The organism is Ruegeria sp. CH6, assembly GCF_056537005.1.
Genome location: NZ_JBQFQS010000017.1, coordinates 39,326 through 51,106 on the forward strand (window position 1 = coordinate 39,326; position 11,781 = coordinate 51,106).

Annotated in this window: 9 protein-coding genes; 4 read left to right on the top strand and 5 right to left on the bottom strand. The window is 53.1% G+C overall.

Annotation, left to right across the window (positions count from 1 at the left end; all coding sequences use genetic code 11):
• The 3 genes from ACR0CW_RS21085 (at position 1) to ACR0CW_RS21095 (ending at position 2,953) form a co-directional block, all read left to right on the top strand.
• Entirely contained in the window at positions 1-1,056 is a 1,056-nt protein-coding gene (locus tag ACR0CW_RS21085; protein ID WP_480789283.1) for a sn-glycerol-3-phosphate import ATP-binding protein UgpC, read from the top strand.
• Entirely contained in the window at positions 1,056-2,003 is a 948-nt protein-coding gene (locus ACR0CW_RS21090) for a glycerophosphodiester phosphodiesterase family protein (RefSeq protein WP_480789284.1), read from the top strand. The genes ACR0CW_RS21085 and ACR0CW_RS21090 overlap by 1 nt, the downstream gene beginning before the upstream one ends.
• Positions 2,004-2,617: 614 nt before the next feature.
• A complete protein-coding gene (locus ACR0CW_RS21095) occupies positions 2,618-2,953 on the top strand; it encodes a hypothetical protein (RefSeq protein WP_170331908.1) in 336 nt (111 codons plus the stop codon).
• Between the two features lie 153 nt (positions 2,954-3,106).
• Here ACR0CW_RS21095 and ACR0CW_RS21100 read toward each other — a convergent pair whose 3' ends face one another.
• The 3 genes from ACR0CW_RS21100 to ACR0CW_RS21110 all read right to left on the bottom strand — a co-directional run bounded on the left by ACR0CW_RS21100 (position 3,107) and on the right by ACR0CW_RS21110 (position 7,779).
• Complete coding sequence (locus tag ACR0CW_RS21100) at positions 3,107-4,141, bottom strand: AraC family transcriptional regulator (protein WP_480789285.1); 1,035 nt, start codon at positions 4,139-4,141, stop codon at positions 3,107-3,109.
• Positions 4,142-4,556: 415 nt separating this feature from the next.
• Complete coding sequence (locus ACR0CW_RS21105; protein WP_480789286.1) at positions 4,557-6,218, bottom strand: ABC transporter substrate-binding protein; 1,662 nt, start codon at positions 6,216-6,218, stop codon at positions 4,557-4,559.
• 34 nt (positions 6,219-6,252) lie between these two features.
• Positions 6,253-7,779: a sulfatase family protein gene (locus ACR0CW_RS21110; RefSeq protein WP_480789287.1), complete on the bottom strand. Its 1,527-nt coding sequence runs from the start codon at positions 7,777-7,779 to the stop codon at positions 6,253-6,255.
• Positions 7,780-7,877: 98 nt separating this feature from the next.
• Here ACR0CW_RS21110 and ACR0CW_RS21115 point away from each other — a divergent pair, with 98 nt between their 5' ends.
• Positions 7,878-8,786: a LysR family transcriptional regulator gene (locus tag ACR0CW_RS21115; protein WP_480789288.1), complete on the top strand. Its 909-nt coding sequence runs from the start codon at positions 7,878-7,880 to the stop codon at positions 8,784-8,786.
• A gap of 214 nt (positions 8,787-9,000) precedes the next feature.
• Here the strand turns inward: ACR0CW_RS21115 and ACR0CW_RS21120 are convergent, their stop codons facing one another.
• Positions 9,001-9,375, bottom strand: a complete 375-nt coding sequence (locus ACR0CW_RS21120) for a VOC family protein (RefSeq protein ID WP_480789289.1) — start codon at positions 9,373-9,375, stop codon at positions 9,001-9,003.
• A 260-nt stretch (positions 9,376-9,635) separates the two neighbouring features.
• Positions 9,636-10,865: a serine/threonine transporter SstT gene (gene sstT / locus ACR0CW_RS21125; RefSeq protein ID WP_480789290.1), complete on the bottom strand. Its 1,230-nt coding sequence runs from the start codon at positions 10,863-10,865 to the stop codon at positions 9,636-9,638.
• Positions 10,866-11,781: the final 916 nt, after the last annotated feature.

The following is an 11,781-nucleotide window of genomic DNA, read 5'->3' on the forward strand; positions in this document are numbered from 1 at the left end:
ATGGCAACAGTAACCCTTGAGAATGTCAAAAAGAGCTTCGGCCCAACCGACGTCATCCATGGCATCAACATAGATATCGCGGACGGTGAGTTCATCGTAATTGTTGGGCCGTCGGGCTGTGGGAAATCCACGCTACTCCGGATGGTTGCAGGTCTGGAAACGGTGACTGCAGGTGAAATCCGGATTGGAGAAGAACGGGCCAACGACAAGGAACCGATGGATCGCGATATCGCGATGGTGTTCCAGAACTATGCGCTCTACCCACATATGTCCGTGCGCCAGAACATGGGATATGGCCTCAAAATCGCCAAGTTACCCAAGGCTGAGATCGATCAAAAAGTGACCGAAGCTGCCAAGCTGTTGCAGCTGGAACCCTTACTGGATCGCAAACCCAGACAGTTGTCAGGCGGCCAGCGTCAGCGCGTGGCAATGGGCCGGGCTATTGTCCGGGAGCCAGCGGTCTTCTTGTTTGATGAGCCGCTTTCGAACCTCGACGCCAAACTGCGTGTTCAGATGCGCTTGGAAATCCGCGAACTTCAGGAAAAGCTGGGGATCACTGCGCTATATGTCACCCATGATCAGGTCGAGGCCATGACTATGGCTGACAGAATGATCGTCATGAACGGCGGTATCGCCGAACAGATTGGCACACCGCTTGAGGTTTATGAAACACCGAGAACTCTGTTCGCTGCGCAGTTCATCGGCAGCCCCGCGATGAACGTGTTTGACGCCCAGCGTGAAAACGGGACGATCAAAATCGGCGACATTAAGGTTGGTCCATCTGCGGGTCCTGATACCAAGTTAAAACTGGGGATACGACCAGAGCATCTGTTGTTGGATGATAACGGTCCGCTAGAAGCGGCGATTCAGATGGCAGAACCGTTGGGAGCAAACACTCTGCTGCACGGTCAACTTGCCGGCGTCGGCGGAGCGATCACGATAAGCCTTCCGGGCGTCCATCCGATCGAAGGCCGACATCCGAACATACGGTTTTCGGTCGCCTCAGAGCACATGCATCTGTTTGACCAATCAACCGGCGAAAGATTGGAAAGTTGATGGCGTTTCCTCAGGTCGAGGCCTTTCGTGGCGGTAACAACCTTATCCGGGTTGTGGGTCATCGAGGGGCGCGAGGCGTTTTGCCGGAAAACAGCATGATTGGCTTTGACTTTTCGCTTTCCATCGGCGTTCCGCTTCTTGAATTTGATGTCGTCCTGACGGCTGATGACGTACCGGTCATAACCCACAACCATCGGCTACACGCACCGAGCTTTCGCGACGCAGATGGCCTGTTTCTCATCGGCGAGGAGCCGAAGGTTTCGTCATTGACCTTCGAGCAAATCCGGCAATTCGATATCGGGCGGTTGGATGGGCATTCGGCGTACGGTCGTCGTTTTCCGGATCAGGCTCAACTGGACGGCGTTCATGTGCCAAGGCTGCTGGACCTGCTCAATTTGATCGATGACCCCAAATACGCCGATGCCTATCTGATGCTCGAACTGAAGTCGGATCCTGACCTGGCTCACGATGCGCCTTACAGAGAGAACTTTGTCGGGCGAGTTCTTCAGGAAGTTCGTGACAAAGGTCTGTCATCGCGCGCGGTATTGCACAGTTTCGACTGGAATCTACTGGAAGAATGCCAGCGACAAGCCCCTGACATGCCGTCTTCTTATCTTACCCAGCTTCCGGAAAATGCGGACGATGTTGGCGAAGATTCCTCGAAAGCTGTCTGTCCGGACTTTCGCGGCCGTCGCGATGAAATTCCATCGCTGGTCAAACAAGCCGGCGGTTCGCTTTGGTGCCCATACTATGCGGATGTAACAGCAGAAAATGTGGCACTTGCAAAAGAGCTGGGCCTGTGTATTGCCGTGTGGACGGTCAATGAGCACGAAGAGATAGGTAGGATGATCGACCTTCGCGTGGACGCAATCGTATCTGACTATCCTGGACGGGTTCAAAGGCAACTGTCGGATTCAGGCATGGGTTGGCACTTCACTCACCAGTGATTTTTACGTCATAATTATCCGACGCCAATCATGTTTCTTCCAGTCTCGGTCAGAAAGGAACAACCGCGTCACTACATCGATCTGCCTTGTTAGACGAAAGGCATAGAGACTCGTCGGAGTTCGCCACGTGGAAGATCGGCAGAAACGGGCGGACTTCCCATCTGATCTCTAATTCCGTGACGCAACTCCAGACCGTGCCCAAATTTTCAGAAGTGTGACCCGCGTCACTGACACACGCGTTGGAACCGGCAATACTGAGGACATTAGTTGATTGCGCTTGAATATATTACAAAGCGCAGATTTTCATTATCCTCCCTGTGGACTGGGGCGCGCTGTTGACCGGCGCGCCCTTTTTTTGTTCGGCGGCTCGTTTTCGATTTCGCGGATTTGGCCCGCACACCGACGATAGCAATCAGCCCAATCTGTGGGGCGTACAAATACTGGGCCAGTTGTTTTGTAGAACTGACCGTGCAGCAACGTATGCCGCCAACGGGCCTAACTTGGTGTCTTTTCTCAAAACCTTGACGTGCCAGCGCAATAAATCTGAGCCGCAGGTTGCCAAATTGAGTGCGCACACAGCGTGTCAAACACACTCAACTGAAAGGAGCCAAACGATGAAAAAGGTAATGATTGCAACCGCTACGGTGTTCACCCTTGTTACAAGTGCTGGAATGTCCATGGCGCATCCATCATTTGGCCACGCAGCATTGGGTGGAGGTGAGTTGTCCCGTCCGAACCTGAGCGCCCACCTGGAATCGAACGAAACCTTCGGGACCGAATTGCCGGTTGCGGGGCTGGGCGGGGCCGACTGGAGTGCAGTTAATGGAGACTCCGAGGCAGCCATCAACAGAGAATTTGAACCGGGTCTTAGTGCGGTGCCACTGGGTTCCATATGCAGCGAGATTCCTCCCCACCAAAAACACCATAGCAAATATTCGCCATGCTATTGATCCAAGGAGAGCTTTTCGTTGCGTCTTGGTGAAGTCCCCCGGAACTGTGACGAAAGCTCCACGGCTTCTTATCTGATCGCGGTTTCCATGACGAAACGCCAGAACATGCTTTAATTCACCGTCCCAGACGAATTTGAGCAACCTGAGATCGCTCTAAGCCGTGCGAACACTGCCTGGAGAGTGGCCCGTCCAAGTCTTGTAGGCATTGGTAAAGGCTGCCTGATCAGAATAGCCCAGCGCAAAAGCAATCTCGGAAAGACTTAGCTTGGGGTCATCAAGATACTGCTCTGCCAGCCTTGCACGAATGTCCTTTAGCAGCTGCTTGTAGGTTGTGCCTTCTTTGGCAAGTTTACGACCAAGTGTACTGATACTCATCCCAAGCGTCTTGGCGATTTCATCTTGTGTCGGAGCATTGAATGACAGTCGCGAAGTTATCTCACCCTGAACCATCGAACTTGTTTCACCGATGACTGGCGTTAACTCCTTCATCAGGCTTTGCACATGCGTTTCAAGATGCAAAAGCAATGCGGGGTCCGTATCCTTGATAGGAATAGCCATCACCGCCTTGTCAAACAGGATACCTGGAACGCGTTGGCCCTGTTTGACACTAACCGATAGTGCATTGGAAATCTGTGTTTGCTTCTCTTCAGTCAATTTATGCGGAAACCGTATCTCAAGCACAGGCAATGCTGTCTCGGCTGCAATTTGAAGACTGGTCAAGAAAGCGGAAACTCGAAACTCATTGTGAGCACCATCCGCGTGCAAAAGCTGGGCAACGGAATCTATTTCCAGAAACATGCCGCGATCGTCTTCATAGAATGACAGTTTGGCAAAACCCCGAGCCAAGCGAGCGTAGTTCACGGCCTTCTCGATTGCCTCGCCAACGGTCGGAGAATTCAGAACGACATAGCTGAGAAGTGTTGTTTTTCTCGGGTTGAAGGTTGTCCCCGCAGAGATCGGGAACAGGGGGTCTCCGGTCTCAGTGATAGCAAGTTCGAGGAGGCGGAGTTCATTCCGAACGTCGACAAAATCCGGGGGAGTTTCGTGAATATCAACGGGTAGGTTGGACGATCTCAACAGCGCAACAATATCTAAACCTCTGTTGTCCAGAAGCTTGGCTATGTGATGCACACCAAAACCTGGAACATTCCAGGATTGGCTATCAGAACTAGTTTGGTTTTCATTCACGTTGACATACCGCCCGAAATTGATGCGCCCTGTGAAACCGGGGCGTTTGTGTTTTGGGCAATAATAGACAGGGTGCAAAAGCTATGCCAAGCAATCGTTTGGCTGCTACAAGGGGGCTAGCCGCAGAGAACGGAAGCGGTGAGCCCCAAACTGACGCGCGCCGCGCGACCCATGTAAGATCGCGAAGCGCATACTGCGACCGCAAACTATCGTGGCTACGGATATTGTCTGACCTGCAAAATCGCAGAGCCATGCCTCACTGCAGCCTTACGTTCTAGACATCCGCGACCTCGAATCGATAAAGGCACGTTCAATTGGCTAGGGCTCTACCGTCCCGATAGTCGCAGTTTTTTGCCGCAGTTATCTGGTAGTAAAATGTGGGGCCAACGTTACCATTTGGCCCCACAAGCATGCCTCATACCCAGCCCATCTTGTAGTGATGATGGTCAAACGTCAGGTGTTGTCCACAACCTGCCAGACCGGGGCGGTAGTGGCGGTATAGCGCGCGCCAATAGGGCTGAATGGCAACGCCTTCATCCTGAATCAGTTTCTGGATTTTCGCCATGACTTCACGGCGCTGATCCGCGTCAGCAATCGCCAGCGCCTCATCCAGCAAGGCGTCGAACTCCTTGTTTTCCCAACCGAACTCGTTCCAAGCCTCGCCTGAACGATAGGCCACGTTCAGAATTTGTACGGCAAGAGCCCTGTGGTTCCAGTTTGTGGCCGAGAACGGGTACTTGGTCCAGTCGTTCCAGAAAGTGGAGCCCGGAAGCACTGTCCGCTTTACTTTGATGCCGGCATCACGCAGCTGGGCCGCTACCGCATCGCAGGTGTTTTTACGCCAGTCATCGTCAATTGAGATCAGCTCGTGCTCGAAATCAGCCATTCCGGCTTCGTTCATTAGCTGCTGGGCTTTGGCCGGGTTAAATTCAGGTAGCGGCAGTTCGGCATAGGCCGGATGCACAGGCGCGACGTGGTGATTTTCAGCAGGTGCCCCAAAATTGTTGTAGCCCAGCTCGAGGCAAACAGCATTGTCTACCGCCAAAGCCAGCGCGCGCCGCACCCGAACATCTTCATAGGGGCGTTTGCCGTCAACCTCGGCCAGTTGGTTAGGCCGAACCACTAAGGTCGAGGCGGTGACCACTTCAGATTTCTCGAGCCCCAGATCGTCTAGGATGGAGATATACTCGCCTACTGACTCATGGAGCATGTCGACTTCTTCAGCGTCGATTGCTGCAAGCCAGGCCGAGGGGTCCGTGCCAAAATCCAGATATTCGATGCGATCCAGATATGGGCCGCCATAAACTTCTGTCCCCCACCAGACATGATCCGGGACACGCTCCAGTACACATTTCTCACCTACTGCGAGCTCGGCGATTTTGTATGGACCCGTACCTATGTTGTTCAGCAGATCGTTGGTGTTGAACCCCGAGTGGATAATCTGCGCTGGATAATCCGCCATGGCCGGGATCAGTGAAATGTCGGGACGCGGCAAGTTCAGTTTGAGGGTCAGATCATCGACCACCTGAATGCTGTTCTGAACGGCCTTTTCGGTTTCCTTGTCCACCAGCGTTGCCATGCGACCGGCCATCGAATTGCCCTCTACCGTCTTGTCGCACCAGCCTTCGATATTGCGAGCCACATCAGACGCAGTAAAAGGGTCGCCGTTCTGCCATGTCACGCCGGGACGAACCTTGAGCGTGTATTCCGTTGCGGTGTCATTCACCTCCCAACTGTCCAGCAACATTCCCCGGAACGATCCGTCATTGTTGTATTCGACAAGATACTCAAATGTTCCACGGGTCATGTTCCCGATCTGGGACCAGTCGTAAACGCGAGGCTCTTTCAGCCCTTTTACATCCATTTGTATTCGCAAAGTACCGCCCTGTTGAGGCGTTGCCTCTTGTGCATATGCTGGGCTGGCTTCGCCCAACAGGCCATAGGCAGCACCAACGCTGAGACCAAGTGCGGTGGAACGGGCAAGAAATTCGCGCCTTGTGATTTTTCCGTCGCGCAATTCGCAAGCGTGCATTTCCGCGGCGGGGTGCACGTCTCGCTTTGTTTGATTTGAGTTCATAGGAAGCTCCCTGTGTTGGTTGAGCGGGCACGTTTCAGTAAGTGGCAAGAGATGGTCCACCTGCCTGCGCGGCAGCTGGGAATTCACGCGCCATTCGCTCAATAAAGTTCTGTTTTCTTGCGCTATATTTCGGATCGAAGAACAGGTTGATATGTTCACCCGGGTCGTTGAGCAGGTGGAACAATTCTCCCCACTCTGGGTTCTCGGGATAGATCGTGATACGCCAATCACCTGTCATGAGGGTCTGGTTGTAGGTATCCATGCGGGTACGTGGATGATATTCGGCAAACAGCTCCGTCCGGGCGGGCGCATCTCGATCCGACAGCAGGGGCTGGAACGAGTGCCCGTCCGTCGGCTGTGACCGAAGCCCGATGTAGTCCTGAAGTGTCGCGCGCAAATCCAGATGGCTGGTAATGGTGTTCCGTTCGCCGGGCGCAATGCAGGGGCCCGTCATGATCAGTGGAACATGGAGAAGCGATCTGTAAGGGCTCGGGCCTTTGCGGATCAGACCGTGATCGCCCAGCAGCTCTCCGTGATCTGACGTGAATATTATCAGCGTGTCTTCTGCCAGCCCACTTGCCTCGAGTTGGGCCATCAAACGACCAATGCAGTCGTCAATCATCGACACCATTCCATAGGTGTGGGCGATAGCTTGACGCAGCGAGGTTTCGGAAAACCGCTGCGTTGTCTGCATGAACCCCTGCTCGCGTGGCGGGCCTGGGTTGCGCAGGAACTCCACATAACTCTTGCCTGTTTCCTCGCGGTCACCATCCAGTATGTAGGACGGCATGTCAGACAGTTCGTCCGGCCTCAGTGCTGGTGCAGGCACGTCGTTCGGGTCGTACATGTCACACCAAGGCGCAGGCGGTGAGAACGGATGATGCGGGTCGGGATAAGAGACAAACAGGAAAAAGGGTTGCTCTTTGTCCTGATCCCGCACGAAATCGCACGCCCGATCGGTGATCCAGGTATTGTAATGAAGCTCGGATGGGATCGCGGATTTCCAGACCTCATCCATATCTCCGGTCTGCGGTTCCAGCGCGTTTTCCGGCAGATATAGCGCCGCGGCGTCCGGTGCAGTCTCGTTCAGCCATTGCGCATAGTGGCCGCCTTCGGTGGCGCTTACGGATTCACCGATCAGGATATCCACCGTATCGAACCCGTAGAACGGGCCATTCCAACCGTCGCTTTCCGGCAGTTTCCAAAACGCGTTCGAATCTGGCATACCGTGTTCGAGCCCGGCCAGGATGGGTTGGAAGTGAAATTTACCGACCCCATGCGTCCGATAGCTCGCTTCTTTCAGGTCATGGGTGATCAGAGGCAAGTCACCGGGCAAGGCCACTCCGTTGCGGGTCAGACCATGATTGCGGGCGTAGAGGCCGGAAAACAACGTCGAGCGGCTTGGCGAACAGATCTGGTGCGGGGTGAAATGCTGACGAAACACCGCCCCGCGCGCAGCCAGAGCATCGATGTTCGGAGTATTGACGACAGGGTTTCCAGTGCAGCCTAAGCTGTCGGCTCTCTGCTGATCGGTCATGATCAGGATGATATTTTTTGGCATCGATATCGCCCGCGTTAGATAGTCAAAAAAAGCGTAGCGACGTTATTGCATTCAGAAAAATACTATTAATTACCTCTGATATTTGCAAAACAAATACCATGTTTACGCAGAAGCAGTTAGCCGTGTTCCGGGCGGTCATGCAGACCGGATCCGTCTCAGCAGCCGGGCGAAGAATGAACCTGTCCCAGCCCAGTGTCAGCCGAATCCTCGGCGACTTGGAGAGGCAGTTTGGCGTGCCCTTGTTCCAGAGGAAAAGCAAAGGCGTTTCTCCGACACCAGAAGCTGAAGCCTTCCTTGAAGAAGTCGAACGGAATTACCTGGTTTTGACAAATCTGGAAGAGGCTGCCGCACAGATCGCCCGAAAGGAACAAGGGACCTTGTCGATCGCGACCATAACTGCGGCATCACTGGAAATTGTGCCCAGCGCCCTTGCCCGGCTTCAGGTCGCCGAGAAAAACATCAAAGTGGTATGGCAGGTGAAGTCCTCGAAATGGGTGCTGGATTTCGCTCGTTCTGGAACACTCAGAACCGGCTTTGCGAATGTCTTGCATATGCCATCCGGTATGAAGGTTCTTCACGAAGGCACATTACCCCACATGTGCCTTGTGCCTGCTGACCATCCGCTTGGTGCGCAACGAACCCCTTTGTCGCTGCGCGATCTGCGCCCTTATCCGATCATTGGATTGTTGGGGCAAGTCGCGGATGAGCTGGCAGTGCGCAACGTGGGTGCAAATATCCACTCATCCTTGACCGCCGAGACATCGCTGGCCGCAATTACCCTCAGCCAGCACTGCGACGGCCTCCCAATATTGGATGCGTTTACAGCCCATTACTGGCATCAGAACCATGACGGACAACCCCGTATTGTCGAAGATTTGCCCGACTACAGGTTTGCGGTGTTCGAGCCTTTGGGCACTAGCGCGTCGCTGATAGATCGCGAATTCCAAACATACCTAATTGAAGAGGTCGAAAAAATCCAAGCATGGCTCAGTGGCTTCAACTGTTAGCATCGGACTCGTTGAAAAAAACGAAAGCTAGCCAGACCAAATCACAAAATTCTTGGAACAACCGCAACAAGTGAACGCTTTTGGAGAGGATGCACCAAACTTGCTCGGATGGTTTCTGGGATTCAAGTCTACCCGCCTGAAATCTCAACGTTGAGAAAGGCGTTGATAAGTTGGTTTAGAAACAACTGGCGCTCTGCTCGAAAACAAATCCTGCTCACAAAGGCTTCGCGGCGTTGATCGCAATCCGATTTCCTTCGCTGTCTTCGATTTCAGCTACATAACCGCCGTCCCCAATGTCTGTCTTTGGGTACAGTAACTTTGCACCTTCGGATTCGGATAGTCGCAAGGCTACGTCAATATCGTCCACAGCGAAATAGAGAATGCAGCCCGTTTGCGAAGGTTTGTAAACATCACCTTTCGCCAAGGCTCCACTTAATCCAGCCTGATCGTCCGAACGGGGAAAGAACGCCATCTCATATCCGTCGACCATTTGACGATTGAGCTCAAATCCGAAAACGCGCTGGTAGAATTTGATTGCTCGATCCATGTCCGCAACCGGTATTTCGAAATGGCATACCGGATTGGTCATATGCTGTTCCCCTCGAAAAGTAGGGCAAGACTACCCCCAATGGCCGGACAAAGTCACGCAACCGAATGCGTAGCGAATGTGCCGTATGCATGCTCGAAGAATGCCAGAAAGGGAAGCATTCTTGAAACCAGCGAAACCCAATGACTGCTTTGCTAAGCATAACAGATCTTGTCCTTTGGCCAGGCCGCTAACCGCAAATTGGACCAAGCGGCCGATCAACCGCCGACCGGGGTCAGCGGTTGAAGTGTTTTACGCAGTTCCTAAGCGGCGACCTGTGCCACGGGTAATTTACGTGGGTATGGGTCGCCTTGCTTGTACGATCCCGCCGCGGTGAACAGAACGTCGGTCGATGAGTTCAAACCGGTTTCTGCAGAGTCTTGCAGAACACCGATGATGAAGCCGATGCTAACCACCTGCATGGCCGTTGCGTTGTCGATGCCAAACAAGCTGGTAGCCATTGGGATCAACAGCAGTGACCCGCCTGCTACGCCCGAAGCCCCAGTAGCGGCAATCGAGGCAATGATGCTCAGGAACAGAGCCGAGAGGAAATCAACCTGAATGCCCATTGTGTTAACGGTTGCCAGCGTCATGACTGTGATGGTTATTGCGGCGCCGGCCATGTTGATCGTCGCGCCGATTGGGATAGTGACCGAATAGGTCTCTTCATCCAGATTCATGCGGCGGCAAAGTTCCATGTTCACTGGAATATTGGCAGCCGAACTGCGCATGAAAAAAGCGGTAATTCCGGATTCCTTCAGGCAAGTGAAAACCAGCGGATAGGGGTTCTTGCGAATGCGGAGGAACACAATCAGAGGATTCACAACCAACGCCATGAAGATCATGCAGCCAATCAACAAAGCCAACAGTTGGCCATAGCTCGCAAGTGTCGCAAAGCCGGTCTCAGCTATCGTCGAAGCCACGATACCGAAGATACCAATTGGGGCCACCCGGATTATTGCTGCAACGATCTTGGTGATTGCGCCGTCCAGATCCGACATCAGGGTCTTGGTCGAGTCGCTGGCGTGGCGGAAGACCAGCCCAAGGCCAACAGCCCAGGCGAGAATGCCAATATAGTTAGCCGTTGCCAGCGCATTCACCGGATTATCCACAATTTTCAGCAGGATGTTCTTGACCACCTCAGCCAAACCGTCCGGGGCATCCAAAAGCTCCGGCGCACCCGTCAGATGCAATGTGACCGGAAACATGTAGCTAGCTGCAACAGCGACCAGTGCGGCTGCGAAGGTTCCGAGAATATACAAAAGTACCACCGGGCCCATGCGCGCCTCGCTGTCCTTTTTGTGGTTTGTGATCGCAGCACAAACAAGGATCAGCACCAGTACTGGCGCAACGGCCTTCAATGCGTCGACGAAGAAGTCGCCAAGCAGGCCAACGGCGGAGCCGGCAGCAGGCCAAAGAGTGGCGAGAAGAGCACCGGCTACAAGACCGATGCAAATTTGAGTAACCAGGCTACCGCGCAGAATAAAATTCATGGGGACCATCCAGTTTGAATAGGGGCCTGGCGGGTGAAACTCACTCCCCTACAGGCACGATTAAAGTTGAAAGGCTGGTGGCTATTTGGGCGCTATGGAGTTGATTTAAACGTCTGAAGAAGGGTGAGGCTTTTGCAGGTCTTGGCTGAAGTAATTGTTTTTTGAATGAAAAAGCGTAATTTATGCTGTCCTTACAAAGTCTTACCCTACGTCAACTTGGTTGCACCACTAAATGACATCTAAATAATATTTAATGACTTTCCCCAAGCGAAGGCTCTGTATAACCACCCCTATCCGGCCATTGCGATCCAGTGACGAACACATAAAGCCATCAGCCATAATGGTCGGATGAGTTTCCGCATCGAAGATGTGTAAACCCTGCGGTTGAAACTCGGTTATCTGCCTGAATACCACAGGTCAGATCGGCTCGATCTTCCAGTTTTCGAACTGCTCTATAACCCCAGCAAGCGGACCATGTTCAGGTTTTAGAACGGTGTGGTCTGTATGGGCGATGTTGTCATTTTCCTAGTCGAGCTACAGGCCAAGCTTCTGGAAGAAAGGTACTTTTGACTCTCCAATGCGCACTATCGTGGCCATAGGATGCAAGCTGGAGATTGATACCTGACAACGCCCAACCAACCAGCCTGGCTTGTTCAAATAGGTACTTTCAATACAAATCAAATCGCTTGATGGATCTCGATAATATTTCCCTCAGGGTCGTGAAAGAACACTTGGTGCCACTCTTTTGCGAAGGCGGTACCGTAGTCCGAGTAAGGAATTCCGTTGTCGTCCAGCAATTTTTTGAACGCCTCGATGTCATCGGTACTAGAGCGCGTCTGGCTTTATCAGATTCAGTCTTCCCCAGTTTTCTGATCCGTGATTCCATATCTTTGAGCAGATATGGAGGTAGCAGATG